General features: G+C 69.9%; 22 protein-coding genes. 11 read left to right on the top strand and 11 right to left on the bottom strand.

What is annotated here, in order from left to right; all coding sequences use genetic code 11:
* The first annotated feature begins 101 nt into the window (after positions 1-101).
* Positions 102-797, top strand: coding sequence for a metal-dependent transcriptional regulator (locus KTR9_RS11875; RefSeq protein WP_010840872.1), 696 nt, complete (start codon positions 102-104; stop codon positions 795-797).
* A gap of 19 nt (positions 798-816) precedes the next feature.
* Here the strand turns inward: KTR9_RS11875 and KTR9_RS11870 are convergent, their stop codons facing one another.
* Positions 817-1,941, bottom strand: coding sequence for a DUF4192 domain-containing protein (locus KTR9_RS11870; RefSeq protein ID WP_014926560.1), 1,125 nt, complete (start codon positions 1,939-1,941; stop codon positions 817-819).
* A gap of 93 nt (positions 1,942-2,034) precedes the next feature.
* The gene (locus KTR9_RS11865) at positions 2,035-2,697 is read right to left on the bottom strand and encodes a hypothetical protein (RefSeq protein ID WP_238554101.1); all 663 of its coding nucleotides are present in this window, start codon (positions 2,695-2,697) and stop codon (positions 2,035-2,037) included.
* Positions 2,698-2,920: 223 nt separating this feature from the next.
* On the opposite strand from KTR9_RS11865, the gene KTR9_RS11860 reads away from it, so the two are divergent.
* The gene (locus KTR9_RS11860) at positions 2,921-3,892 is read left to right on the top strand and encodes a PAC2 family protein (RefSeq protein WP_010840869.1); all 972 of its coding nucleotides are present in this window, start codon (positions 2,921-2,923) and stop codon (positions 3,890-3,892) included.
* Between the two features lie 158 nt (positions 3,893-4,050).
* Positions 4,051-6,042 (top strand): DEAD/DEAH box helicase, encoded by a 1,992-nt coding sequence (locus KTR9_RS11855; RefSeq protein WP_014926558.1) that lies wholly within the window; start codon positions 4,051-4,053, stop codon positions 6,040-6,042.
* Here KTR9_RS11855 and KTR9_RS11850 read toward each other — a convergent pair.
* Positions 6,039-6,971, bottom strand: coding sequence for a hydrogen peroxide-inducible genes activator (locus tag KTR9_RS11850; protein ID WP_010840867.1), 933 nt, complete (start codon positions 6,969-6,971; stop codon positions 6,039-6,041). The genes KTR9_RS11855 and KTR9_RS11850 overlap by 4 nt on opposite strands.
* A gap of 125 nt (positions 6,972-7,096) precedes the next feature.
* Here KTR9_RS11850 and KTR9_RS11845 point away from each other — a divergent pair, with 125 nt between their 5' ends.
* Entirely contained in the window at positions 7,097-7,684 is a 588-nt protein-coding gene (locus KTR9_RS11845; RefSeq protein WP_010840866.1) for a peroxiredoxin, read from the top strand.
* An 11-nt stretch (positions 7,685-7,695) separates the two neighbouring features.
* Positions 7,696-8,229: an alkyl hydroperoxide reductase gene (locus KTR9_RS11840; RefSeq protein WP_010840865.1), complete on the top strand. Its 534-nt coding sequence runs from the start codon at positions 7,696-7,698 to the stop codon at positions 8,227-8,229.
* Positions 8,230-8,306: 77 nt separating this feature from the next.
* Here KTR9_RS11840 and KTR9_RS11835 read toward each other — a convergent pair whose 3' ends face one another.
* Positions 8,307-9,560 carry an aminotransferase family protein gene (locus KTR9_RS11835; protein WP_044507877.1) on the bottom strand — a complete coding sequence of 418 codons (1,254 nt, stop codon included), beginning with the start codon at positions 9,558-9,560 and terminating at the stop codon, positions 8,307-8,309.
* A gap of 83 nt (positions 9,561-9,643) precedes the next feature.
* On the opposite strand from KTR9_RS11835, the gene hrpA reads away from it, so the two are divergent.
* Positions 9,644-13,633: an ATP-dependent RNA helicase HrpA gene (gene hrpA / locus KTR9_RS11830; RefSeq protein ID WP_014926555.1), complete on the top strand. Its 3,990-nt coding sequence runs from the start codon at positions 9,644-9,646 to the stop codon at positions 13,631-13,633.
* Here the strand turns inward: hrpA and nrdR are convergent.
* Positions 13,607-14,098, bottom strand: a complete 492-nt coding sequence (gene nrdR / locus KTR9_RS11825; protein WP_010840862.1) for a transcriptional regulator NrdR — start codon at positions 14,096-14,098, stop codon at positions 13,607-13,609. The genes hrpA and nrdR overlap by 27 nt on opposite strands.
* A 99-nt stretch (positions 14,099-14,197) precedes the next feature.
* Positions 14,198-14,737, bottom strand: a complete 540-nt coding sequence (locus KTR9_RS11820; RefSeq protein ID WP_010840861.1) for a LysM peptidoglycan-binding domain-containing protein — start codon at positions 14,735-14,737, stop codon at positions 14,198-14,200.
* 267 nt (positions 14,738-15,004) lie between these two features.
* Between KTR9_RS11820 and lexA the strand changes: the two genes are divergently transcribed.
* Positions 15,005-15,709: a transcriptional repressor LexA gene (gene lexA / locus KTR9_RS11810; protein WP_010840859.1), complete on the top strand. Its 705-nt coding sequence runs from the start codon at positions 15,005-15,007 to the stop codon at positions 15,707-15,709.
* On the opposite strand, the gene KTR9_RS11805 is transcribed toward lexA, so the two are convergent.
* Positions 15,687-17,396 carry a phosphoenolpyruvate--protein phosphotransferase gene (locus KTR9_RS11805; protein WP_014926554.1) on the bottom strand — a complete coding sequence of 570 codons (1,710 nt, stop codon included), beginning with the start codon at positions 17,394-17,396 and terminating at the stop codon, positions 15,687-15,689. The genes lexA and KTR9_RS11805 overlap by 23 nt on opposite strands.
* A 150-nt stretch (positions 17,397-17,546) precedes the next feature.
* Here KTR9_RS11805 and KTR9_RS11800 point away from each other — a divergent pair, with 150 nt between their 5' ends.
* The 4 genes from KTR9_RS11800 (at position 17,547) to KTR9_RS11785 (ending at position 21,830) form a co-directional block, all read left to right on the top strand.
* On the top strand, positions 17,547-18,317 hold the full coding sequence (locus KTR9_RS11800) for a DeoR/GlpR family DNA-binding transcription regulator (RefSeq protein WP_010840857.1): 771 nt from the start codon (positions 17,547-17,549) through the stop codon (positions 18,315-18,317).
* On the top strand, positions 18,314-19,279 hold the full coding sequence (pfkB, locus tag KTR9_RS11795) for a 1-phosphofructokinase (protein ID WP_014926553.1): 966 nt from the start codon (positions 18,314-18,316) through the stop codon (positions 19,277-19,279). The genes KTR9_RS11800 and pfkB overlap by 4 nt, the downstream gene beginning before the upstream one ends.
* Positions 19,280-19,353: 74 nt before the next feature.
* Positions 19,354-21,459 (top strand): PTS fructose transporter subunit IIABC, encoded by a 2,106-nt coding sequence (locus KTR9_RS11790; protein WP_014926552.1) that lies wholly within the window; start codon positions 19,354-19,356, stop codon positions 21,457-21,459.
* A 110-nt stretch (positions 21,460-21,569) separates the two neighbouring features.
* Entirely contained in the window at positions 21,570-21,830 is a 261-nt protein-coding gene (locus KTR9_RS11785) for an HPr family phosphocarrier protein (RefSeq protein WP_010840854.1), read from the top strand.
* Positions 21,831-21,848: 18 nt separating this feature from the next.
* Here the strand turns inward: KTR9_RS11785 and hflX are convergent, their stop codons facing one another.
* The 4 genes from hflX to KTR9_RS11765 are packed head-to-tail and all read right to left on the bottom strand — an operon-like array spanning position 21,849 to position 25,983.
* Positions 21,849-23,321 carry a GTPase HflX gene (gene hflX, locus KTR9_RS11780; protein WP_010840853.1) on the bottom strand — a complete coding sequence of 491 codons (1,473 nt, stop codon included), beginning with the start codon at positions 23,319-23,321 and terminating at the stop codon, positions 21,849-21,851.
* A 52-nt stretch (positions 23,322-23,373) separates the two neighbouring features.
* Positions 23,374-24,285: a diaminopimelate epimerase gene (dapF, locus tag KTR9_RS11775; protein ID WP_014926550.1), complete on the bottom strand. Its 912-nt coding sequence runs from the start codon at positions 24,283-24,285 to the stop codon at positions 23,374-23,376.
* Between the two features lie 10 nt (positions 24,286-24,295).
* Positions 24,296-25,216 (bottom strand): tRNA (adenosine(37)-N6)-dimethylallyltransferase MiaA, encoded by a 921-nt coding sequence (gene miaA, locus KTR9_RS11770; RefSeq protein WP_014926549.1) that lies wholly within the window; start codon positions 25,214-25,216, stop codon positions 24,296-24,298.
* Positions 25,213-25,983 carry a hypothetical protein gene (locus KTR9_RS11765; RefSeq protein ID WP_014926548.1) on the bottom strand — a complete coding sequence of 257 codons (771 nt, stop codon included), beginning with the start codon at positions 25,981-25,983 and terminating at the stop codon, positions 25,213-25,215. Before KTR9_RS11765 ends, miaA begins: the two co-directional genes overlap by 4 nt.
* Positions 25,984-26,173 lie beyond the last annotated feature (190 nt).

Raw genomic sequence — 26,173 nt, 5'->3', positions numbered from 1 at the left:
GCCCGCGCCACATCGCACCTGCGGGCCCACGGCCGCGGTGAGATCGCGGTCACCGCCCGCAAACAGGGTAATCTTGGCGGGGACGAAAGGGATTGCGCATCGTGAACGACCTGGTTGACACCACCGAGATGTACTTGCGAACGATCTACGATCTCGAAGAAGAAGGCATCGTGCCGCTGCGGGCGCGCATCGCCGAGCGACTGGACCAGTCCGGTCCCACCGTCTCGCAGACCGTTGCCCGGATGGAACGCGACGGGCTTCTGCGCGTCGCCGGAGACCGGCACCTCGAACTGACCGATCGCGGCCGCTCGCTCGCGGTCGCGGTGATGCGCAAGCATCGCCTGGCCGAGCGCCTCCTGGTCGACGTTATCGGGATGCCCTGGGACCAGGTCCACGAGGAGGCGTGCCGCTGGGAGCACGTGATGAGCGAGAACGTCGAACGACGACTGCTCGCCGTGCTGGAGTACCCGACGACGTCGCCCTACGGCAACCCGATCCCGGGCCTGGAACTTCTGGGAGTGGAGGCGTCGAGTTCCGACGACGGCGCCACCCGCCTCGCCGACCTCCCGCCGGGTGAGACGGTGCCGGTGATCGTGCGCCGGCTGTCGGAGCACGCGCAGTCCGACACCGAACTCATCGCCGCGCTTCGTGAGGCGGGCGTGGTTCCCAACGCCCGCGTGACGGTGTCGAACACGGCCGGCACCATCACCATCGACACACCCGGTCACGACGGCCTCGAGCTCTCACCCGAGATGGCGCACTCGTTGTTCGTCGAGCGGGTGGTCGAGAAGGTCTGACACAGCGAAGGTCTGACCGTCACCCGGCGGTGCGCAGCGTCACCGCCGGGATGACGACGCCGAGTCGCTTCGCTGCGTCATACGACTTGTCGATCGTGCCCCACAGCCTGGCCGGGCGTACGCCTGCACGCAGGGCGTTGTCCAGCAGCCTGGCCAGCGTTCCGGGTTCCGCGCACCCGAGCGCGACGTCGAGTGCGACGCCGGCGTAGGCGCCGTCCCCGCCGATGTAGTGCAGATGCGCGAGAAGTGTTGCGGCAGCTGCCCTTCCGCGCCCACTCAAGCGCCGGGTCAGTTCTCGCCAGAGGCGTTCGGCCGCGCCCCGGAGTTCGGTGACGGACAGGGCGAGTGCGGCGTCGCGCACGTCGGGGCGGAGGATGGCCCGCTCCAGCCGGTCCAGTTCTGCGCAGTCCAGCGGCCGGTCCGCGCCGAGCACTGCGCCGATCACCAGATCCAGCGCCCGTGCGGACTCCTCGATGTCCTCGGGACCGGGGTCGGGCCGGCCGCGATCGGTCTCATCGAGATCGTGGCCGCGGCACTGGTGACAATCCGGCCGCGGACGCGATGGGCCGCACTCGGAGTCCAGCGGTTCGAGCATGGACCGCATCTCCGAGCGCCGGGTGAGGATTCGTCGACCCGAGCGCACGGCTTCCGCGATCGCCGTCGGGGATGTGTGCGGGTCGGCGAGACATCCGGCCGCGTCCGAGGACACGACGACGGACCAGGCCCGATCCTCCGGGCACCAGATGGTCGTCCACCGGGCACCGGCGTCGAACGCCGCCAGTCCGAATCCGGCCGCGACCCCGCCGACCTCGCCGAAGTACCGGTCGCTCATCGCCAGGATTCGGCGATAGCGGTGATCGTCGACGGGGTACCGGTCATCGGCGATCACGACCACGATCTCCTCGACGCCGTAGGTGGACGTGATCTCGCCCAGCCCGGCGAGGACGGCGACGAGTTCCCGGGTCGGGCTGCCGTCGGCCTCGAGGACGAGGTCGTGTCGCATGGTCGCATTCACGGTGCGATCGGCGGCGAACGCGATCACGATGATCGACCGCTCCGGGAGGAAGCCGAGACGCGCGGGGACGGAGGTGAGCAGCGTCGACGGGTCGTGGGGGCCCTGTGGACCCGAATCCAGGATCTGCATGGACGCCAGCTTCACCCGGCGCCGGACGCCGCAACCGCGGCGATCACAGTCTGTGGACAACCCGGGCCGGGTCATGCACAGGCGGAGTACGAATCAGCCGAACGCGGCGGCGTTCGCCTCGACGAAGAGCGCATCGAGTGCGGCGGCCGCGTCCGCCGGCACCGGGCCCGCTGTGGGCCACCGGTATTCGGCGTAGACGCGGACGCCGTCACGCTCGCCGAGCAGGGTGAGGGCACTCGTCGTCGTGGGGGCGCCGCCGCCGGTCACGATGGTGCGACGGATGGCGGCGGTCTCGACCCCGTCCATGCCCGGCGGAGGAGGAAGGACCTCGGTGGTGATCGTCGACGACGCCCCGAATGTCGTCGTCGTGGTCTGCGGGCACCGCTCGGCCAGGTCGACCACGTCCTCGAGCGGCGAGTCGACACCGGCGACGACCGTGGTCAGCGTGGACCGCTCCCCCGGACCGGGGCCCAGGAACGCGACCGCGCCGTCGGCGGAGACGGGAGCCGGTGCACAGTCCGGCGGCGACACCCGGGTGCCCGTCTGTCCGGGCATCGGTGCGCCGGTCACGTCGGCCAGAGCGTTCGCGACCGCCGACGACGGAATCCTGCTCGCGGCCCCCTCGGGGAAGTCCTCGGCCGTCACCGATCGGGCGGAGAGGTCCGGACTGGACGCCGCGGGTTCCCCGGCGACCGAGCATGCGGAGAGCAGGACCGCGGCGGCCACCAGGCAGGCGGCCGCCGTCAGAGGGGACAAGCGCAGAGGGGACAAGCACAGTCGGGGCGCACGCGGCTCGGTCACAACGGTCTACTGTGCCATCGGTTCCGACCCTGCAGGCCCTCCGACACACCGCCCGGATCAGCGCGGGAATCACCGGCGTGTCGAGGTGGTTGCACCCAGATGACGCTCGGCACCCGGGTGCGAGACAATGGATGTTCAGCTGTCTCTTCAGACAGCTGCCAGCAGAAGGAGGGACGACGTGGACGAGCAGCCTGCGCGCGACGACGCGCTGTATGAACTCGCCTTTCCCGCTCCGCAGGTGAGCCGGACCGACGGTACGGGACCGGTACTGATCCACGCGCTGGAGGGGTTCGCCGACGCCGGACACGCGGTCGCACTGGCCGCCGCGCACCTGCGTGACAGCCTCGAGTCCGAGTTGGTCGCCACCTTCTCCTCCGACGAGCTGATGGACTACCGCTCGCGCCGGCCGACCATCTCGTTCAGCGGTGAGACCTTCACGGACGTGGAGATGCCGTCGCTGGCCCTCCACGCGATCCGCGACAACTCCGGCAAGGGCTTCCTGCTCCTCGCCGGTTCCGAACCCGACCTGCGGTGGGAACAGTTCGTCGATGCGGTCCGTCGCCTCAGCGACGGTCTCGGTGTCACCGACGTCATCGGTCTCAACGCGATCCCGATGGCCGTGCCGCACACCCGCCCGCCGTCGATCACGGCACACGGCAGCGATCCCGACGCCCTGGGCGACCTGCCCCGCTGGGGATCGGCGATGAAACTGCCGGCCAGTGCGTCGATGCTGCTCGAGCTGCGGATGGGCGAGCACGACTACCGTGCCTCGGGTCTGTCCGTGCACGTCCCGCACTACCTCGCCCAGACCAACTATCCGGCGGCGTCGGCACGGCTGCTGGCGGCCGTCGCCGAACTCGCCGGCCTCGACCTCCCGCTCGCCGCTCTCGACAGCGCCGCGGAGAAGGTGCGCGCACAGGTCGACACCGAGGTCGAGGGAAACACCGAGATCGAGTCGGTGGTGGCCGCGCTGGAGACCCAGTACGACACGTTCACCCAGGCCGCACAGGAACGGGCATCGCTGCTCGCCGCCGAGGAATCGCTGCCCAGCGGCGACGAACTCGGAGCCGAACTCGAGCGGTTCCTGGCCGAGCACACCGGTGACGGCGAGGCGGGCCCCGGGGACGAGGGTCCACGATCACAGATCTGATCCCGGACACCGCCCCGATTCCCGCACCCCACGTCCTGGTCCCCACCGACGACGAGGACGCCGCCCTGGAGCGGTACACCGACTGGTGGACGGGGCACGGACTCGACCTCTACGCCCATCAGGAGGAGTCGCTCCTCGAGCTCCTCGCCGGCAGCCACGTGATCCTGGCGACGCCGACCGGCTCGGGCAAATCACTCGTCGCGGCGGGTGCGCTGTACTTCGCGCGCTGCCGCGGCGAGCGCGCGTTCTACACCGCCCCGATCAAGGCGCTCGTCAGCGAGAAGTTCTTCGAGCTGTGCGCGATGTTCGGCGCCGACCAGGTCGGTCTGCTGACCGGCGACGCCGCGGTCAACGCGGACGCGCCCATCGTGTGCGCCACCGCCGAGATCGTCGCCAACCTCGCGCTCGCCGCGGGCGGGGAGAGCGACATCGGCACCCTCGTCGCCGACGAGTTCCACTACTACGGCGAACCGGACCGCGGCTGGGCGTGGCAGGTCCCCCTCATCGAACTGCCGTCGACGCAGTTCCTGCTGATGTCGGCGACGCTGGGCGACGTGTCGTTCTTCGTCGACGATCTGACCCGCCGCACCGGCCGCGAGACCGTCGAGGTCACCGGCGCGCAGCGACCGGTCCCCCTCGAGCACTCCTACGCGATGACCCCGATCCACGAGACGATCGAGGAACTGGTCGATCGGGGCCGGGCGCCGGTCTACGTGGTGCACTTCACCCAGGCCGCCGCCGTCGAGCGCGCGCAGGCCCTGCTCAGCGTCCGCATCTGCGACAAGACCGAGAAGGCGGCGATCGCGGAGGCCATCGGCGACTTCCGGTTCTCCACCGGTTTCGGCAACACCCTGTCCAAACTGCTGCGCGCCGGTATCGGCGTGCATCACGCCGGCATGCTCCCGCGGTACCGCCGCCTGGTGGAACGTCTGGCCCAGCAGGGTCTGCTGAAGGTCATCGCCGGCACCGACACGCTCGGCGTCGGGATCAACGTGCCGATACGCACGGTGCTGTTCGCGGCCCTGAGCAAGTACGACGGACGCCGGGTCCGTCGTCTGCGGGCCCGCGAGTTCCACCAGATCGCCGGTCGCGCCGGGCGTGCCGGGTTCGACACGATCGGATACGTCGTCGCCCAGGCCCCCGATCACGACGTGGAGAACGCCCGGGCGGTGGCCAAGGCCGGCGACGATCCCAAGAAGCTGCGAAAGCTGGTGCGCAAGAAGCCCCCCGAGGGTTTCGTGTCGTGGGGCGAGAAGACGTTCACCCAGCTCATGGACGCTCCCGACGAGCCGCTGCGCAGCCACTTCCAGATGACGACGGCCATGCTGCTCGAGGTGCTCGGGCGGCCGGGTGACTGCTTCGCCGCGGTACGCCACCTCCTCGAGGACAACCACGAGCCGCGCGATCGGCAGCTGCGCACCATCAAGCACACGATCGAGCTCTATCGCGGGCTGCGGGACGCGGGCATCGTCGTGCAACTCGACGAACCCGACGACACCGGCCGGCACATCGCCCTGAGCGTCGACATGCCCGAGAACTTCGCGTTGACCAACCCGCTGTCCGCCTTCGCGCTGGCGACCTTCGAGATCCTCGACCCGGAGTCGTCGACCTACGCGCTCGATGTGGTCTCCGTCCTCGAATCGACGCTGGAGAACCCGCGGCCGCTGTTGCTCGCGCAGCGCAAGGTCGCGCGCGACGCCGCGATCGCCGAGATGAAGGCCGACGGGATCGAGTACGAGGAACGGATGTCGCGACTCGAGGAGATCACCTGGCCGCAGCCGCTGGCCGAGGAGATCTTCGCCGCCTTCGACATCTATCGTCGCGGCCATCCATGGGTGTCGTCGTTCCCGCCTGCGCCGAAATCCGTTCTCCGCGAGATGCTGGAGAAGGCCATGACGTTCACGGAGCTGATCTCCGCGTACGGGCTCGCCCGCAGCGAGGGCGTGCTGCTGCGCTATCTGTCGGACTGTTATCGCGTCCTGCGCCAGGGTGTTCCGACGAGCGTGGTGACGCCCGAGATCGAGCGGATCGTCGAAGATCTGGGCACCATGGTCCGCGATGTCGACTCGAGCCTCGTCGACGAATGGGAGGCCCTCGCCGCGCAGGCAGCCGCCGCCGCGTCGATCGAGCCGGCCGGCGACCCGGTCTAGAGCGGGGTCACGGCGCCGGTTGCACCGACGAGATCGCCGATGACAGAGGCGAGTTCGTGGTAAGCCTCGTCGTGTCGCGCCGAGGCCCGGAAGACCAGGCCGATCCGTCGACCCGGACGAGGGGCCGCGAACGTCGCGGTGGCCAGATCGCCCGACGCCGTCTCCGACGCGACCGCCGTCTGCGGGATGAGGGTCACGCCGAGACCACCGACGACGCAGTGCACCGCCGTGGTCAGCGACGCTGCCCGGGTCTGTCCGAGGTCGGGCCGCACGCCCGCGAGCCGGCACACCTCCAGGGCCTGGTCACGCAGGCAGTGTCCCTCGTCGAGGAGGAGCAGGGGCAGTTCCGCGAGTGCGGTGGGGTCGACGCGGCGGCGTCCGGCGAGCGCATGCCCGGACGGGAGCGCGAGAACGAAATCCTCGCGATAGATCGGGACTTCGACGATGCCGGGCATGTCGACGGGGAGGGCGAGCAGTGCCACGTCGAGGACGCCGGTACGCAGCTGTTCGACCAGCCGCGCGGTCTGTTCCTCCACGACGCGGGGCACGAGGTCGGGGAACCGCCTGGAGAGCCCGCGCAGCAGTGTCGGCAGAACATACGGCGCCACCGTCGGGATGACACCCAGCCGCAGCGCCCCGTGCAGCGGCTGTCCGGCGCCCGCGGCCGCCGAGGTGAACTCGTCGACGGCCTCGGTCACCGCGATCGCCCGCGGCAGGAGCTCGACACCGTCGGCGGTCAACTGGACACGCCGTGTGGTGCGTTCGACGAGGGTCACTCCGAGACCGGCCTCCAGCGCGGACAGCGCCTGCGACAGCGAGGGCTGACTGACACCGAGATCTGTTGCGGCAGTTCCGAAGTGGCGACGGTGAGCCAGGGCGACGAAGGCACGCAGACCCGCGACGGTCGGCTGATAAGTTCTATCGGGCATGCCTATCAGTGTAGTGCTAATCATCACGTTTCGCTTTTGGCCGAAATCCGGCACGATGGTACTCGTACCTCGCGAAACTCGTTCGCGCGCAATTTCACTACATTCACCAGCTGAAGGAGCGAAACATGCCCCTGCTCACCATCGGTGACCAGTTCCCCGCCTACAACCTCACCGCCGTCATCGGTGGCGACCTCAGCAAGGTCAATGCCCAGCAGCCCGACGACTACTTCACGACCGTCTCGTCCGACGACCACCCCGGCCAGTGGCGCGTCGTGTTCTTCTGGCCGAAGGACTTCACCTTCGTGTGCCCGACCGAGATCGCCGCTTTCGGCAAGCTGAACGACGAGTTCGCCGACCGCGACACCCAGGTGCTCGGCGCCTCGGTGGACAACGAGTTCGTCCACTTCCAGTGGCGCGCACAGCACGAGGACCTCAAGACCCTCCCGTTCCCGATGCTGAGCGACCTCAAGCGTGAACTGGCCACCGCGGCAGGCGTTCTCAACGCCGACGGGGTCGCCGATCGCGCCACCTTCATCGTCGATCCGAACAACGAGATCCAGTTCGTGTCGGTCACCGCGGGTTCGGTGGGCCGCAACGTCGACGAGGTCCTGCGTGTCCTCGACGCGCTGCAGTCCGACGAACTGTGCGCCTGCAACTGGAAGAAGGGCGACCCGACGATCGACGCCGGCGAGCTCATGACGGCCGGCGTCTGAGAGGAGACCAGATGAGCATCGACAATCTCAAGGAAGCACTCCCCGAGTACGCCAAGGATCTCAAGCTCAACCTCGGTTCGATCAGCCGCACCACCGCGCTGACCGAGGAACAGCTGTGGGGAACCCTGCTGTCGACCGCTGCCGCCACGCGAAATGCGAAGGTGCTCAGCGAGATCGCCGACGAGGCCGCCGACACGCTCTCCGCGGAGGCCTACAACGCGGCGCTGGGCGCCGCGTCGATCATGGGTATGAACAACGTGTTCTACCGGGGTCGCGGCTTCCTCGACGGCAAGTACGACGACCTGCGGCCCGGCCTGCGGATGAACATCATCGGCAACCCCGGCGTCGACAAGGCCGCCTTCGAGCTGTGGTCGTTCGCGGTGTCCTCGATCAACGGCTGCGGCCACTGCGTCGCCGCACACGAGAACACCCTGCGCGAGGCCGGCGTCGACCGTGAGGCGATCTTCGAGGCGCTCAAGGTCGCGTCGATCGTCAGCGGCGTCGCCCAGGCGATCGCGACCACCGAGGTGCTCGCCAACGCCTGATCCACCGCACGTAGAACAACGACAGGGCCCGGCTGCGTTCAGCAGCCGGGCCCTGTCGTATGTCGTGGTCTGGTGCGTCAGCTCAGCGCCGCGCGCATCCGGTCGGCGAGTTCGCCGACCTCGGCGGTCGTCATCACGAAGGCGGGCGAGACCTGCAGCGCACCTTGCCCGGCGGCCCGCGTGCTCACCCCGTGTTCGCGCAGCTTCAGCACCGCCGCCGGGGCCGTCGCGGGGTCGGCCAGCTGGACCGCGGTGACCGCGCCCAGTCCGGTCCGGACCTCGGCGACCGAGTCGAGGTCGGCGAGTGGTGACAACGCCGCGGCGAGATCGCCTTCCAGACGCGTCGCCTCGGCCAGGAGGTTCTCCCGCCGGATGATCTCGAGGTTGGCCAGGGCGGCCGCCGCCGCGCCGGCGTGCCCGCCATATGTGTAGCCGTGCCGCCACCACACGCCGCCGGCGAAGAACGGTTCGGCGATCCAGGGGGCGATGAACACCGCACCCATCGGGACATACCCGGACGTGAGCCCCTTGGCGGTGGTGATCATGTCCGGTTCGAGTCCGAATCGCGCTGAGGCGAACCAGGATTCGCCACCGATACGGCCGAATCCGGTGACGACCTCGTCGACGACGAAGAGGATGTCGTGGTCCCGGCAGATGGCGCGCACCTCGGCGAGGTACCCCTCCGGCGGCAGGTAGATGCCCCCGGCGCCGATGATCGGTTCGCAGAAGAATGCGGCGATGTTGTCGGCGCCCACGCGTTCGACGAGTCCGAGCAGGCTCTTGGCGTCGTCCCAGTCGACGTTCTGGACGTCGTGCATGAGCTCGCCGTACCCGTCGTGGTTCAGCGGGATGCCGGCCAGCGAGGTGCCCGCGGCGTGCATCCCGTGGTAGGCCTTGGTGCGGCTGACGACGACCCGCTTGGACTCGCGTCCCTGCTCCACCCAGTAGCGGCGGGCGAGCTTGACCGCGGTGTCGATCGAGTCGCTGCCGCCGGAGGTGAAGAAGATCTTCGACCCGGGCACGGGTGCGATCCGGCCGAGTTCCTCGGCGAGGCGGAGCGTCGGGTCGCTCGCGATGTCACCGAAGTTCGAGTAGTGCGCGATGGTGCCGAGCTGTCGTGCGACGGCGTCGGCGATCTCGGTACGTCCGTGGCCCACGTTGGTGAACCAGAGCCCGGCCGTCGCATCGAGGTAGGAGTTGCCGGCGCGGTCGAAGATCCGTGCGCCCTCGCCCCTGGTGACGACGAACGGTCCACTCGCGGTCACCGCCCCCATGTCGGCGAAACCGTGCCACAGCGATCCGGGAGTTCCCGTGCTCGAACCATCAGCCATGGCCCCAATGATGCCGGTCTGCGCGCCGTGCGCGGCCACTGGGGTGAACTCCGGTCCGCACCGACCCATATCCTGGAGAGATCATGTCGGCCCCGTCTTCCTCCCCCTCCCCGTCCTCGGGAAGTGCCTCGTCCACAGATGCATCGAGCGTCTCGCGCACGGACCTCCTCGGCGCACTCGACGACGTGGGCCTCGTCGACGCCGACCGGCTGCGGCGTCGCATCGACCGGCTCTCGGCGCGTCCCGATGCCCCGAAGTGGCAGCAGCTCGTCACCGACGTCGACAAAGCACGTGCCCGTCTCGACCGGCGGCGGGCGAGCGTGCCGGTCCTTCGATTCCCCGACGAGCTCCCCGTCTCGGCGGCCCGGGACGAGATCGCCGCGGCGATCCGTGACCACCAGGTCGTGGTCATCGCGGGCGAGACCGGCTCGGGCAAGACCACCCAGCTGCCGAAGATCTGCCTCGAACTCGGCCGCGGCATCCGTGGGTCGATCGGCCACACCCAGCCCCGCCGGATCGCGGCGAGCTCGGTCGCCAGACGCATAGCCGACGAGACCGAGACCGAACTCGGCGACGCGGTCGGCTACTCCGTACGGTTCACCGACCGGTCCGGTGCCGACACCCTCGTCCGGGTCATGACCGACGGCATCCTGCTGCGCGAGATCGCCACGGACCCGATGCTGCGCCGCTACGACACCCTCATCATCGACGAGGCGCACGAGCGCAGCCTCAACATCGACTTCATCCTCGGATACCTGCGCCGGCTGCTGCCCCGGCGTCCGGATCTCAAGGTGATCATCACCTCGGCGACGATCGAGCCGGCCCGGTTCGCACGGCATTTCAGCACGCCCTCGGCGTCGGTCCCGGTCATCGAGGTCTCGGGCCGCACCTATCCGGTCGAGATCCGCTACCGTCCGCTGAGCCTGCAGGAGCGGCCCGACGACGGTGACGACGCCGGCGGTGGCGAACACGCCGACCTCGACCAGATCCAGGGCATCGACGCCGCCGTCGACGAACTGTGGGCGGGTGGCCGCGGCGACATCCTCGTGTTCCTGCCCACCGAACGGGACATCCGGGAGACCGCGGACGCGCTGCGTCGCCGCACCGTCGGCGGCAAGGGGCCGGCTGCCGAGATCGTGCCGCTGTACGCGCGGTTGTCGATCGCCGAGCAGCAGAAGGTGTTCGCCCCCTCCGACGGGCGCCGGATCGTGCTGGCGACCAACGTGGCCGAGACCTCGGTCACCGTGCCCGGCATCCGGTATGTCATCGACACCGGCACCGCCCGGATCAGTCGATACTCGACCCGGACGAAGGTCAATCGCCTTCCCATCGAACCGGTGTCGCAGGCCAGCGCCCGGCAGCGCGCCGGTCGTTGCGGTCGCGTCGCGCCGGGTGTGTGCATCCGCCTCTACAGCGAGAACGACTTCGAGTCCCGGCCTGCGTTCACCGACCCGGAGATCCTGCGCACCAATCTCGCCGCCGTCATCCTGCAGATGACCTCCCTCAAGCTCGGTGAGATCGCCGAGTTCCCGTTCGTCCAACCGCCCGACGACCGGGCGATCCGCGACGGGATGGGTGTTCTCACCGAACTCGGCGCCATCACCGTCCCGAGTGAGGGCGGCCCCCCGCGGCTGACCCCGATCGGCCGGTCGATGTCGCGGATTCCGGTCGATCCCCGGGTCGCCCGGATGCTCATCGCCGGGCACGAGCTCGGCTGCCTCGATCACCTTCTCGTCATCGCCGCCGCGATGTCCCTCCCCGACCCCCGGGAACGGCCTGCCGAACACCGCGAGGCCGCCGACGCCCAGCACCGGCGCTTCGTCGTGCCCCAGTCGGACTTCCTGTCGTACGTGGAGCTGTGGCGATACCTCGGCGAACAGCGTAAAGCGATGTCCAGCAGCGGTTTCCGTCGGATGTGCGAGCGTGAGTACCTGCACTTCCTGCGCATCCGGGAATGGCAGGACCTCCATCGACAGCTGACCGAGATCGTCAAGGACCTCGACTGGTCGGTCGCGGCGACCGAGCTCGACGCCGACGCCGTCCACCGGGCCATCCTGTCCGGGTTGTTGAGCAACATCGCCGCCCGCAACACCGAGGGCCGCGAGTTCACCGGCGCGCGCAACACGACACTGCTCATCTTCCCCGCCTCGTCCCTTGCGAAGAAGCCGCCGGCCTTCATCATGGCCGCCGAGGTCCTGGAGACGTCGCGGCTCTTCGCGCACACCGTCGCCGGGATCGATCCCCTGTGGGCCGAGCGCCTCGCCGGCGACCTGGTCAAACGCACCCACAGCGAGCCGCACTGGTCCGCCCGACGCGGCGCGGCCATGGCCTACGAGCGCGTCACCCTCTACGGGGTCCCCCTCGTCGCCCGTCGGCGCGTCGACTACGGCCCCATCGACCCGGAGGTCTCGCGCGAGCTGTTCATCCGGCACGCCCTGGTCGAGGGTGACTGGCGGACGCAACACGGGTTCTTCGAGCGCAACCGCAATCTCCTCGACGCCGCCACCGATGTCGAGAACCGCACGCGCACCCGCGGTCTCGTGATCACCGAGGATCAGCTCTTCGAGTTCTACGACCGGCGCCTACCGCCCGACATCACCTCCGCACGTCACTTCGACACCTGGTGGAAGAAGGCCCGGCGGGCCGAGCCCGATCTGCTCGACCTGCGTCCCGAAGACGTCACGGGTGGCACCGAGGTGGCTCCGACGGACTACCCCGGCGCATGGCAGCAGGGCGACACACGGCTCGAACTGCGGTACCGGTTCGAGCCCGGCGCACCCGACGACGGGGTCACGGTCGTCATCCCACAGGCACTGCTCCCCCACATCCGCCCGGTCGGCTTCGACTGGTCGGTCCCCGGGATGCGTACCGAACTGGCCACCGCGCTGGTCAAGACCCTGCCGAAACAGCTGCGCAAGAGCATGTCCCCCGCCCAACGGTTCGCCGAGGCGGCCCTCGGCCGGCTCACCCCACGCAAGGAACCGCTGACCGCGGGGCTCGCTCGCGAACTCTCCGCGATCACCGGGATGACGGTCACCGCAGCCGATTTCGACACCGACCGGGTACCGGCACACCTTCGGATGCATTTCGCGGTCGCCGACGGATCCGGACAGATCATCGCCCGGGCCGACTCGTTGTCCGAGCTCCAGCAGACCCGGACGCCGGCGGCACCGAGAACGGTGTCACGCACGCTGTACCGGAACTGGACCGCCGACGGGATCGGCACGCTCGCCGACCAGAAGACGGTCGACGTCGCCGGACAACGGCTGACCAGGTACCCGACGATCGACGCGGTGTCCGACGAGAAGGGACGCACGCGAGGCGTCATCGCCGTCGACGCGGCGACTCCCGAGACCCGCGACCGGCTGCTGCGTCGCGGCATCGTCGCCCTCCTCGATCTGGCGATACCACCGCTGCACAAGCGAATCGCGGGATCCCTGGGCCCGGCGGCGCGACTCGCCCTGAGCCAGAGCCCGTATGCGGACACCGAGGCGCTGCTCGCCGACTGCACACGACGGGCCATCCGGGATACCGTCGCCGGCGTCGACGACGCCGAGCTGACGGCTCTTCGCTCGCCACAAGCATTTTCGGAATTCCTGGAGCGTATCCGGCCACGGATCACGGAGGCCGCGCCGGACTACTTCTCGCTCGCCGTCGCGGCGCTCGAACGAATGGCGCCGGTCCGGGCGGCGATCGACCGGCACGCCGGTTCGCTGGCCGCCGACGACGTCGCCGAGCAGATCGACCACCTCGTGTTCGACGGATTCGTCGCAGCCACCGCCCGACGGCACCTGGAGAACCTGCCGCGCTACCTCGAAGGTGCGCAGGCACGTCTGGAGGCGCTGCCCGGGTCGGCAGCGCGCGACCAGGCCGGTGTGGCGGTCATCGATCGAGTCGTCGAACGGTGGGCCCAACGACTCGAACAGGTGCCGGAACACCGACGGGCGATCGTCGACGACGAAGCGCAGTGGCTTGTCGAGGAACTACGGGTGGGATTGTTCGCCCAGCGTCTCGGTACCGCGTTTCCCGTCTCGGAGAAACGGGTCCTACGAGCTCTGGACCGGCTCGGCTGAGACGGTGTCGGCCCGCCCGCCGGACGCCGACTTCAGGTCGTCGATCTCGCGCTGGAAATCCTCCACCGAGTCGAACGACCGGTACACCGAGGCGAACCGCAGGTACGCCACTTCGTCGAGATCGCGGAGCGGACCCAGGATCGCCAGACCGACCTCGTTGCTGGGGATCTCGGCCGATCCGCTGGCGCGCACCGTGTCCTCCACCTGCTGGGCGAGCTGGGCGAGTGCGTCCTCGGCGACGTGTCGGCCCTGACAGGCGCGTCGGACACCGCGCATCACCTTCTCGCGACTGAACGGCTCGGTCACACCGTTGCGTTTGACCACGGCGAGCACGGCGCTCTCCACGGTCGAGAAACGGCGGCCGCACTCCACGCACGAGCGGCGGCGTCGGATGGCCTGCCCTTCGTCTGCGACACGCGAGTCGATGACCTTGGTGTCGTCGTTCTTGCAGAAGGGGCAGCGCATCGTGTCCTCACGCAGGTCGCGGGACGCTGAAACGCAACGAATCCGTGCGCTCCGCCGCTTCTCGGCCGGCCCCTGTGACATCGAGGATACCGCCCGGCCTCAGCGGTACCGGGGGGTGAGCAGGGGCTGACCCACCTGCAGCGCACTCGTGGGCAGATCGTTCATCGCGACGATTTCGTCGATCACGATCTCGCGCGGCATCTCCGGCGCCACCCGGCCGGCGATCGTGCTCAGGGAGTCCCCCGCGCGCACGTGGACGACCTCCGCACTCACGGCGGCAGGGGTCATCGAGTCCGAGTAGTTCTGGCCGACGACGCCGAACACCCACACGACGAACGCCAGCCCGACGCCGGCGAGGACCGCCACCGCGGTGCGGCGACGGCGACGGAACACCGCGGCGTCCGGCGCGAGAGGGCCCCGGCCCCTGGACCCCACCGCCGATCCGCAGCTCGTGGCGCCGACACGCGGGGTCAGCGGTGACCCGCCCGCCGGGCGGTTGCCTGCCGGCCGGTTGTCGACCGGGCGCCGACCGTCGGACAGCGGGGCACGGGTCCGGACGCGATCGGCGCGATCGGTACGCGCCCGAACGGTGTCGGGACGGTCGGTACGGACGGGAGCGACGAGAGTGTCGGTGCGCATGGTGCCCTCCGAGTGTTCGGTGCGAGATCCTCTGGGTGAGATCTTCTGGTGTGATGTGTGGTGCCGTCGGTGTTCGAACTTCGATCAGGTGTTCGATGCACTGATGTTCGAATTTGTAGCACGGCGCACCGACAAAGTCTCGCGACACATCGAACAAATGTTTGAGGTGAGGGTTGCACTCCGCTAGGCTCGGACCCGGCTGAACATCCCCACCGGACATCCCACGGGCCATCTACCTGCACGTTCCGAAGACGAGAGGAACCGAACATGAGTGACACCGGCGACAGGCGCGGCCGAGCGCGGGGAGTCGACGACGAGGCCCCGATCGACGTCGCCGCCGCCGAGGCCTCACTCACCCCGCGACAGCTCGGGGTCCTGGAGGTGATCCGCCGCTCGGTTCGCGAGCGCGGTTATCCGCCCAGCATCCGCGAGATCGGCGACGAGGTCGGCCTCGCCTCGACATCGTCGGTCGCCCACCAGCTGCGAACGCTGGAACGCAAGGGCCTGCTCAAGCGAGATGCGAACCGGCCCCGTGCGGTCAACATCGCCCCGAGCGAGCCGCCGTCGCCGGAGACCCCCTCGGCCGGTCAACTACCCGAGCCGACCTTCGTGCCGGTCCTCGGTCGTATCGCGGCCGGTGGTCCGATCCTGGCCGAGGAGGCGGTCGAGGACGTGTTCCCGCTTCCTCGCGAGCTGGTCGGCGAGGGCTCGCTGTTTCTGCTGCGCGTCGTGGGCGAATCGATGATCGACGCGGCCATCTGTGACGGCGACTGGGTGGTGGTCCGGCAGCAGAACGTCGCCGACAACGGCGACATCGTCGCGGCGATGATCGACGGCGAGGCCACGGTGAAGACCTTCAAGCGTCAGGGCGCCAACGTGTGGCTGATGCCGCACAACGAACTGTTCGATCCCATCCCGGGCAACGACGCCGTGATCCTCGGCAAGGTCGTCACCGTGATGCGGCGAATCTGACCTCTCCGCCGACCGAACGGTCGAGCACTGCCGCGGCCGCTTCGCGCGCCGCGGCAGGATCGGACGTGGCCAGCGCGGCGTCGGCGGCAGCACGGCAGTCCTGGGTGGTCACCGCACCGAGCCTGGCCCCCACCGCGGCGGCCGCGGCGGGCGCACTGGACAGCGAGGTCACCCCGAGACCCACGAGGACGCAGGCGAGATTCGGATCGGCGGCCGCCTCACCGCAGACCCCGACCGGCTTGCCCTGTCGGACACCCGCTGCGGCGACACCCGCGATCAGGCTGAGCACGGCGGGTTGCCACGGGTCGGTCAGCCCGGCGAGATCGGCCGACATCCGATCGGCCGCCATCGTGTACTGCGTCAGATCGTTGGTACCGATGGACACGAAGTCCACCTCGGCGAGCACGGCCTCGGCGAGGATCGCCGCCGCGGGCACCTCGATCATGACCCCCGCGACCAGACCCCGACCCCGGACTTCCGCGGCGAACACACGCGCCTCCGCCGGCGAGGCGATCATCGGCGCCATGACCCACGGCGCGACCTTCGAGCCGGCGGCGGCCAGCGCGATCGCGTCGAGCTGATGTGCGCGGATCTCGGGATGCGCCAGGGCGATTCGATCCCCACGGACCCCCAGCGCCGGATTGGACTCGTCGGGATGCGTCACGAAGCGGAGCGGTTTGTCCGAGCCGGCGTCGAGGGTGCGGATCACCACCTTCCGCCCGTCGAAAGCACCGAGGACCTCACGGTAGATCCCGGCCTGCTCGTCCACCGACGGTTCGTCCGCGCGTTCGAGGAAGGCGAGTTCGGTGCGGAAGAGTCCGACACCCTCGACGGGGTGTCCGGCCGCGGCCCGTGCCGACGATCCGTCGGCGACATTGGCGAGCACTGACACACCCACGCCGTCGGCGGTGCGCCCCGGACCCGTCCAGCCGGCGACGACCTCGGCGCGTCGCCGGTCCTCCTCGACGCGTGCCCGGGCCGTGTCCGCATCGGGCTCGACCTCGATGCGACCGGTTGTTCCGTCGACGAGAACGGTTGTGCCGGGCTCGATCTCGGCCAGATCAGTGACCGCGACGACGCATGGGATCCCCAGCTGCCGCGCGATGATCGCGGTGTGACTGGTGGGGCCGCCCAATCGGGTGACGAGCGCGATCGTGCTCGCCGGGTCGAGGCCGGCGGTGTCGGCGGGCGCAAGATCGTCGGCGAGTAACACCGACGGCACCTGCGGTGTCGGCACACCCGGCTCGGGCAGGCCGAGCAGTTCGGCGAGCACGCGGTCGCGGACGTCGTTGAGATCGGTGACCCGCTCGGCCATCAGCCCGCCGAGTTTGGTGAACACCGCCGCGAACTGCTCGGTGGCCGCGACGGCCGCGGCTTCGGCGGAGGCGCCCTTGGTGATGAGCGCCGTCGCGGAACCGATCCATCCCCGGTCCTCGGCCAGCCCCGCGGTCGCCGCGAGCACCTCCGCGGCCACCCCGGTGTTCTGGGAGGCGCGCGTGCGCAGTCGCGCGGCGACGGCCCCGGCAGCCGAGGCGAAGCGCGTCACCTCGTCGGCGCGGCGCTCCTCGGGGATCTCCACGCCGACGCCGAGCGTCTCCGGCGAGTGATCGGGCCGCTCGCCCGGCCACAGCGCCGGACCGTGCGCCAGTCCGCCGACCACCGGGGTCCCTGTCAGGATCTGCGCCATCGTCTTGCCTCTCACTCGACTATCGATGTGACCACCGTTACAAAAAGTGCTTGACTTGTCAACACAAACAGGCGTAAACACAATTACTACAACATCCAATCCAACACGCCTCAACAAGCGGGGTGGCTGGAACCTTCAGATCGGAGCGATGTGTACGCCGAGGAGAGACAACAGGCGATCGTCGACGAGGTGCGCGTCGCGGGGCGGGCATCCGTGGCCGCGCTCGCCGAGAAATTCGACGTCACCAGCGAGACCGTCCGTCGAGACCTCGCCGTTCTGGAGCGTGCCGGGCATCTGCAGCGTGTCCACGGAGGTGCCGTCCGCGCCGAGGTCATGCGGGCTCTGGGCGAACTCGGGATCGACGAGCGCGAGTCGAGCCAGATCGAACAGAAGACCGCGATCGGCCGCGCGGCGATCCGCTTCCTGCCGCCGGACGGCGGTTCCGTGCTCTTCGATGCCGGTACCACGACCTACCGCGCCGCCGAGGCCACCGCGCCGGATCGGAGACTCACCCTGTTCACCAACAGCCTGCCCATCGCCGGTCTGCTGGCCGGCACCCATCCCGACGGCCTCCATGCTCTCGGCGGACGCGTCCGCGGTCTCACCCAAGCCACCGTGGGCGTCGAGACGGTGGACGCACTCCGCCGGTTGCGCGTCACCACCGCGTTCCTCGGCACCAACGGTCTGAGCGAGTCCCACGGGTTGTCGACCCCCGACCCCGACGAGGCGGCGGTGAAGGCGGCGATGGTGGCGGCCGCACAACGCGTCGTGGTGCTCGCCGACAGCTCGAAGATGGACCGCGAAGACCTGTCCTCGTTCGCCGGGATCGACGACGTCGACGTCCTCATCACCGACTCCGGGATCGACCCGGCCTTCTCGGCGGCCCTGTCCGCGCGCGGCGTCGAGGTGGTGATCGCATGATCGTGACGGTCACCGCGAACCCGAGCCTCGACCGCACCCTCGAACTCGGCGCACCGCTCGCCCGCGGCGAGGTGCAGCGTGCCGGCGTGGTCCGCACCGAACCCGGCGGCAAAGGTGTCAACGTGTCCCGCGTCGTCGCGGCCGCCGGTCTGTCCACCCGTGCCCTGCTCCCCGCCCGGTCGGGCGATCCGCTGCGCACCGCACTCGACGACCTCGGACTCCCCTACGACGCGGTGCCCGTCGACGGCGAGGTCCGCTCCAACATCACCATCGCCGAGTCGGACGGGACGACCACCAAGATCAACGCGCCAGGCGTCGCCCTGACGACGCAGGATCGCGAAGCACTCGTCGGACTCGTCCGCGCTCACGCCGACTCCGCGCACTGGGTCACCCTCTGCGGCTCGCTGCCGCCCGGCGTTCCCGATGACTGGTACCGCTCGATCGCCGACGACCTCGTCCTCGCCGGATGCCGGGTCGCGGTGGACACCTCCGGCGCTCCGCTCCGTGCCGTCGTCGCCGGTCGCGTCGACCTGATCAAACCCAACGAGGACGAGCTCGCCGAGCTGACCGGCGCCGACCCGGCGATACTCCGAGACGCTCTCTCCCGCAAGGATCTCGGACCCGTGGTGGAGGCCGCGACCACGATCGCGGAGCAGATCGGCGGCAATGTCCTGGCAACGCTCGGGTCCGCCGGCGCCGTCCTGGTCACCGCGTCAGGCGTCTGGTCGGCGACGCCTCCACCGATCGTCCCGCGCAGCACCGTCGGCGCGGGCGACTCCTCGCTCGCCGGTTTCCTCATCGCACAGAGCACCGGGGCCTCGCCCGCCGAGTGCCTTCGGTCTGCGGTGGCGTACGGCGCCGCGGCTGCCTCTTTGGCGGGAACACAGGCTCCGACTCCCGACCACCTCGACCTCCCCGGCGTCCGGGTGACCGAACTGTCGGGAGCCGCCCGCATGACCTGACGCCACATCCCGTAACCCGGACCGCCCGCCCGATACCCCCGCCCTGTTCCACCCCGTTCACCGAAGGACATCCCATGACCGAGCAGATCATCACCGCACAGACGGTGAGTCTCGACGTCGACGCCGGCGGCGATCCCGCCGCCGTCATCACGACCCTGGCCGATGCGCTCTCCGCGGCCGGCCGGACCACCGATCCCGCCGATCTCGCGCGGGCCGCTCTCGACCGGGAGGCCAAGTCCGCGACCGGACTTCCCGGCGGCATCGCCATCCCGCACGCCCGAACCGCGTCGGTGACCGCGGCCAGTCTCGCCATGGCGCGACTGTCCCGCAAGGTCGACTTCGGCGCACCGGACGGGCCGGCCGACCTGGTCTTCCTGATCGCCGCCCCCGAAGGGGGTGCCAGCGCGCACATGAAACTCCTCAGCTCACTGGCCCGCTCGCTCGTCCGGCCCGACTTCGTGGCCTCGCTGCGCGCGGCGGAGAACGAGGAGCGCGTGATCGAGCTGGTCAACGAGGCCGTCGATCCCGCGCCGCCGGCTCCGGCTGCCCCGGCAACCGCTTCCCCGGCGACCGCGGACACGGCGGTGTCGACCGCGAAGGCCGAGAGCTCGCCGGTCCGTAGCGATTCGGACCAGACCCCGGACCAGTCACCGGCGAAGCCGCGGATCGTCGCGATCACCGCGTGTCCGACCGGGATCGCCCACACCTACATGGCCGCCGATGCACTGAAGTACGCCGCCGAACGGGCCGGTGTCGAGTTCGCGGTGGAGACCCAGGGGTCCTCGGCCACGACCGCTTTCGATCCGGACGTGATCGCCTCGGCCGACGCGGTCATCTTCGCCACCGACGTCGGGGTGAAGGGCCGCAACCGGTTCAGCGGCAAACCCGTCATCGCGTCCGGGGTGAAACGCGCGATCAACGAGCCCGACGCGATGATCGCCGAGGCGGTCGCGGCGGGACGCAACCCGAACGCGACGCGGGTCACCGCCGACGGCACGGACGCCGGCGGGGACGAGTCGTCGGCATCAGGTGTCGGCCTCGCCGGCCGCACGCGCCAGGCGCTGATGACCGGTGTGAGCTACATGATCCCGTTCGTCGCCGCCGGCGGCCTGCTCATCGCACTCGGATTCCTCCTCGCCGGTTACGAGGTCGCCAACACGACCCTCGACGACGGCGGCACCCTCAGCGACGGTGCCTTCATCGCGCTGAACAACAGCCTCTGGGACCTGCCGTCGGGCGGACTCCTGCAGTATCTGGGCGCGGTGAGCTTCGCGATCGGCTCGGGGATCATGGGGCTGGCGGTCCCGGTGCTCGCGGGCTACATCTCCTTCGCGATCGCCGACCGCCCGGGCATCGCACCCGGTTTCGTGGCCGGCATCGTCTCGCTCGCGGTCGGCGCCAGCTTCATCGGCGCACTGATCGGCGGTCTCATCGCCGGCGTGGTGTGCTTGTGGATCGCTCGAACCCCGGTGCCCCAGTGGGCGCGTGGCCTGATGCCGGTCGTGGTCATCCCGCTGTTCGGCAGCATGATCGTCGGCGGACTGCTCTACATGGTCTTGGGCAAACCCCTCGCGTGGCTGACCGAGCAGATGAACAGCGGTCTGGAGAGCATGTCCGGCGGATCGGCCATCGCCCTCGGCGTCGTGCTCGGCCTGATGATGTGCTTCGACCTCGGCGGACCGGTCAACAAGACCGCCTATCTGTTCGCCACCGCGGGCATCGCCGACGCGGCGACCGCAGGCACCGCGCAGTACCAGATCATGGCCGCCGTCATGTGCGCCGGCATGGTCCCCCCGTTGGCGCTCGCCCTCGCCACGGTGTTGCGTCCCGGCCTGTTCACCGAACCGGAGCGCGAGAACGGCAAGGCCGCATGGCTTCTCGGCGCCTCCTTCATCTCCGAGGGCGCCATCCCGTTCGCGGCGGTCGATCCCTTCCGCGTCATCCCGTCGATGATGGCCGGCGGCGCACTCAGCGGCGCACTGATCATGGCGTTCGGTGTCGAACTCCGCGCCCCGCACGGCGGCATCTTCGTCTTCTTCGCGATGAACAACTGGGTGCTGTTCCTCGTCGCGCTCGTCGCCGGTACCGTCCTGTCCGCCGTCCTGGTGATCGCGGCCAAGCAGGTCCACCGCAGTCGCGACGCCGTCGCCTTCGACGAACTAGAGGCGGTCGCCGCCTGACGCCACGACGACACGTTCACACGACCCCGCGACATCCGGGTCGGACCCCGGCACCGGATCGCACCACAACCCACCGCACGCGACACCCCAACCCACCCGAAGGAGTTCCCATGCCCAGCACCACCGCCACCGTCGGCTCCGCCGTCGGCCTCCACGCCCGCCCCGCCACGATCATCGCCGAGGCGGTCGCCGAAGCCGGGAACCCGGTGACGCTGGGCCTCGAGGGCGGCGACCCGGTCGACGCGGGGTCGGCGCTGATGATCATGACGCTGGGAGCCGAGAAGGGCACCCGGGTCGTCGTGACGGCCGACGATCAGGCCACGCTCGACGCCATCGTCACCCTCGTCGAGAAGGACCTCGACGCGGACTAGACCCGGACGGCGGGGCCCTCAGACCCGGAGGTCCGCGATCTCGCCCGCGAATGCGGCCGGGACGCGGACCTTCATCGTCGTGCCGGCCTCGGTGTGCTCGGAGGAGATGACCTCGCCCTCGCTGTGGACGCGAGAGACGACGTCGCCGCGATCGAACGGCACCTCGATGGTCATCTCCACGTCCTCGCGCCCGACGAATTCGCGAACGCGCCCGAAGAGTTCGGGCAGTCCCTCACCGGTGCGGGCGGAGATGAACACCGCATCCGAGCCGAGCGCCCCGCGCAACTCGGTGAGGCGGTTGCCGTCGATGGCGTCGATCTTGTTGATGACGAGCAACTCCGGCGGCGCGGTGACGCCCTCCTCGGCGACGATGTCGTTGATGACCTGACGGACGGCCGAGATCTGTGCCATCGGGAAGGCATCCGCGCCGTCGACCACGTGGAGCAGCAGGTCCGCGTCGACGACCTCCTCGAGGGTGGAACGGAAGGCCTCGACGAGCTGGGTGGGCAGATGTCGGACGAACCCGACGGTGTCGGTGAAGACGACGGCGCGGCCGTCATCGAGGGTGGCGCGCCTCGTGGTGGGATCCAGGGTCGCGAACAACGCGTCCTGCACGAGGACCCCGGCACCGGTCATCGCGTTGACCAGACTGGACTTGCCGGCGTTGGTGTACCCGGCGACGGTGATCGTCGGGATCGAACCACTCTTGCGCGCAGCACGTTTCGTCGTCCGGGCCTTCTTCATGCCGCGGATCTCGCGGCGCAGTTTGGCCATCCGCTCCCGGATCCGGCGACGATCGGTCTCGATCTTGGTCTCACCGGGACCGCGAAGGCCCACACCGCCGTTGCTTCCCGCTCGGCCACCGGCCTGCCGGGACATCGATTCACCCCAGCCGCGCAGCCTCGGGAGCATGTACTCCATCTGGGCGAGAGAGACCTGCGCCTTGCCCTCCCGCGAGGTCGCGTGCTGGGCGAAGATGTCGAGGATCAGTGCGGTGCGGTCGATGACCTTCACCTTCACCACCTTCTCCAGCGCGTTCAGCTGGGCGGGGGTGAGTTCACCGTCGCAGACGACGGTGTCGGCACCGGTCGCGAGGACGATCTCGCGGAGTTCCTCGGCCTTGCCACTGCCGATGTAGGTGGCGGGATCGGGTTTGGACCGACGCTGGATCACCGCGTCGAGGATCTGCGAGCCGGCTGTTTCGGCGAGCGCGGCCAGCTCGGCCATGTTGGCCTTCGCCGCAGCCGCGCTGCCCTCGGTCCACACGCCGACCAGGACCACCCGCTCCAGCCGGAGCTGCCGGTACTCGACCTCGGTGACGTCGGTGAGTTCGGTGGAGAGTCCCGCGACGCGTTGCAGAGACGCGCGCTCGGACAGTTGGAGTTCACCGGTGGTCGGGTCCGCACCGGCCGGACCCGCACCGGTCGGATCCGCGGTGTCCCGGACACCGAGATCGGCTGCGGTCATGATGTCTTCTCGTGATTCGGTCATACGCGGTCCATGGTCTCATGTCCGCCCGGATACGAGCACGCGAATATCGTGCTCAGCGCGCCCAGCCGGGCCGCAGCACCCCGTCGGCGACGAGCATCGACGGTCCGCGCAGGGTCGATCCGTCGGGACGGATCGACACGGTGACCTCACCGCCGGGGATGCCGATGCGCAGTTCCCCCGCATCGGCGCCACGGACGTCGAGCGCCGCCCGCGCCGCCGCGACCAGCCCGGTCCCACAGCTGCGCGTCTCGCCGACGCCCCGCTCGAAGACCCGCATCCGCGCGCTCAGACCACCATCGGGGCCCTCGACGGGCGGGGTCAGCAATTCGACGTTCGCGCCGTGGGGGAAGTCGTCGGCCTCGATGGTGACGCCGGCGCCGAAGTCGACCGCCTCGAGGTCGGCCGGGGTCATGTCCGCGACGACACATGCCAGGTGGGGGTTGCCCACGTCGACCATCGCGCCGGGATAGATGTCGTCGCCGATGCGGACCACCGACGATCCGTCCAGGCGTACCACGCCCATCTCGACCGTGACCTCGGCGTGCACCGCGTCGAACGAATGGATGGTGACTCCCCGGGCGCCCGCGCGGGAACCGACGGGGAACGTGTCGGTGTCGACGAGTCCCGATGCTCGCAGGAAGTGCGCGAACACGCGTACCCCGTTGCCGCACATCTCGGCCACCGAGCCGTCGCCGTTGCGGTAGTCCATGAACCAGTCGTCGGCCGACACCCCGTCGGGCAGGGCGTCGAGGACGCCGGCGGCGAGCAGGGCATCCGAACGTGCGACGCGCAGCAATCCGTCGGCCCCGATCCCTCGTTGCCGGTCACACAGCGCGGCCACCATCTCGGCGTCGAGCGCGAGAGCGGCGTCGGGGTCGGCGAGGATCACGAAATCGTTCTGGGTGCCATGGCCCTTGACGAAAGGCAGGCCGTCGCGCGCACTGCTCTGCGGGGCGGAAGTCACGCTGAACAGCCTACGGGGCGTCGGGGTCGACGACACGCAGCGCTCGGTCGAGGAGGTCGGGTGCGGCGGCGTCGAGCCACACGGCCCGATGATCGCGCCGGAACCACGACCGCTGCCGACGGACATACCGCCGGGTGCCGATGAACGTCAGTTCCTCGGCCTGCGCGAGGTCGTACTCGCCGTCGAGGGCCGCGAGCACCTGCTTGTAGCCGATGGCCTGGGACGCGGTGCGTCCCTGCCGCAGACCGCGGGAACAGAGCTCCTCCACCTCGTCGACGAGGCCCTGCTCGAACATCGCCCGAGTGCGCCGCCGGATCCGGTCGTCGAGTTCCTCGGTGTCCCGGTCGAGGGCGAGGATGATCGTGCCCCAGCGCGGCTCGCCGATCACGGGCTGTGACGCGGCGAAGGGCGCACCGGTCAACTCGACCACCTCGAGCGCCCGCACGATACGGCGAGCGTCGGTGTCGAGGATGGTCGCCGCCGCGGCCGGGTCGACCGAGGCGAGCAACCGGTGCATCGCGCCCACTCCCCGCTCGTCGAGCATGTCCTCGTAGCGTCGGCGGACCTCGGGGTCGGTCGCCGGGAACTGCCAGTCGTCGAGGAGTCCCTGGACGTACATCATCGATCCGCCGACGATCACCGGAACCCGCCCCGCGGCGCGCAACCGGTCGACGTCGGCGCGTGCGGCCTCCTGATAGCGCGCGACGGTCGCCACCTCGGTCACGTCGAGTACGTCGAGCTGATGGTGCGGGATGCCGCGGCGCTCGCCGGGCGGGAGCTTGGCGGTCCCGACGTCCATTCCGCGGTACTGCTGCATGGCGTCGATGTTGACGATCTCCCCGCCGAGCCGTTCGGCCAGGTCGAGGGCGAGGTCGGACTTGCCACCGGCCGTGGGGCCGACGACTGCGATGGGCACGGGCGGCGTAGTCACCGGCGCTTGCCGTTCTCGACGGTCCACCTCGCGACCACGTACCCGACCCCGAAGGGCGCGTCGGCGAAGTCGAGTTCCGCCCGGACCGGCCGGTCACCGACGAGCCCGGCCGCCACCTGCCACGCGACCCGGCCACCGACGCCCTCGGCATCGCACTCGTGCGGATCGAGCGCCGCCAGCGCAGTCGTGTCCGCCGAAGCGAGCGCGACGACGACCGCGTCGTTCAGCTCCACGGCGGATTCCCGACGACCCCCGCCGGGGGCCTTGTCCGTCAGCGCGGTCGATCCGTCGCCCACCACGAGGACCCCGACCCGCTCGGTGTCGTCGTCGAGGCGCGCGGACAGTTCCGTACCCAGCGCCACGCAGTCCGCGGGCGGCGTCGTCGACCCGACGCTGCACACGCGCAGCGGGCCGAGTGACATCCGCTGGGCGACCCAGCCGGCGATGAGGACCGACAGGCTCATCCGGCGCCTTGCGCCGTCGAGCGCCGTAGCCGTCGGGGCCGCCGTATCCGTCGGGGCTTCGGTGTCCGTGATGACGGGGACGTCGACACCGAAACGCGCAAAGGTCCCCCGCACCGGCTCGCCGACGCTGCCGGGGGTCGCCTCGTCGGCGGTCCCCAGAGCCACCCATCGGTCGACACCGAGCTCGCCCACGCCTGCGACCGCGTCGAGCGCGGCCCGACGCACCGGTTCGGTGTCGGACGCGGCCGGACCGGCCAATTCGGGAACGAGCAGCGGAGCACTCGGAACGAAGACGACGGCCACAAGCACACCACGACGCTAGTCGAGAACACTCGGCCCGCTCGCTCCGCTCCCGGCGCCGTGACATTCGGCCCGCTCGCTCCGCGACCCACAAACTCGGCACGGACGCCACATCGACGGGCCTGAACTGCTTGAATGGAACGGTACTCGTCGGCGATCGCGGGGCATCGGATGCCCAGCGAGGATCGACTCC

The organism is Gordonia sp. KTR9 (assembly GCF_000143885.2).
GTDB lineage: Bacteria > Actinomycetota > Actinomycetes > Mycobacteriales > Mycobacteriaceae > Gordonia.
Note: the sequence above shows the minus strand (reverse complement) of the source record. Positions and strands in the feature narration are given on the sequence as shown.

Excerpts from the sequence above, each read along its gene's own strand:
- KTR9_RS11785 (WP_010840854.1), top strand. The coding sequence starts at position 21,570 with ATGCCCAGCACCACCGCCACCGTCGGCTCCGCCGTCGGCCTCCACGCC.
- KTR9_RS11870 (WP_014926560.1), bottom strand. The coding sequence starts at position 1,941 with ATGCAGATCCTGGATTCGGGTCCACAGGGCCCCCACGACCCGTCGACG.
- KTR9_RS11850 (WP_010840867.1), bottom strand. The coding sequence starts at position 6,971 with ATGCCCGATAGAACTTATCAGCCGACCGTCGCGGGTCTGCGTGCCTTC.
- hrpA (WP_014926555.1), top strand. The coding sequence starts at position 9,644 with ATGTCGGCCCCGTCTTCCTCCCCCTCCCCGTCCTCGGGAAGTGCCTCG.
- KTR9_RS11840 (WP_010840865.1), top strand. The coding sequence starts at position 7,696 with ATGAGCATCGACAATCTCAAGGAAGCACTCCCCGAGTACGCCAAGGAT.
- KTR9_RS11835 (WP_044507877.1), bottom strand. The coding sequence starts at position 9,560 with ATGGCTGATGGTTCGAGCACGGGAACTCCCGGATCGCTGTGGCACGGT.
- lexA (WP_010840859.1), top strand. The coding sequence starts at position 15,005 with ATGAGTGACACCGGCGACAGGCGCGGCCGAGCGCGGGGAGTCGACGAC.
- KTR9_RS11790 (WP_014926552.1), top strand. The coding sequence starts at position 19,354 with ATGACCGAGCAGATCATCACCGCACAGACGGTGAGTCTCGACGTCGAC.
- KTR9_RS11820 (WP_010840861.1), bottom strand. The coding sequence starts at position 14,737 with ATGCGCACCGACACTCTCGTCGCTCCCGTCCGTACCGACCGTCCCGAC.
- pfkB (WP_014926553.1), top strand. The coding sequence starts at position 18,314 with ATGATCGTGACGGTCACCGCGAACCCGAGCCTCGACCGCACCCTCGAA.
- nrdR (WP_010840862.1), bottom strand. The coding sequence starts at position 14,098 with ATGCGCTGCCCCTTCTGCAAGAACGACGACACCAAGGTCATCGACTCG.
- KTR9_RS11845 (WP_010840866.1), top strand. The coding sequence starts at position 7,097 with ATGCCCCTGCTCACCATCGGTGACCAGTTCCCCGCCTACAACCTCACC.
- hflX (WP_010840853.1), bottom strand. The coding sequence starts at position 23,321 with ATGACCGAATCACGAGAAGACATCATGACCGCAGCCGATCTCGGTGTC.
- KTR9_RS11805 (WP_014926554.1), bottom strand. The coding sequence starts at position 17,396 with ATGGCGCAGATCCTGACAGGGACCCCGGTGGTCGGCGGACTGGCGCAC.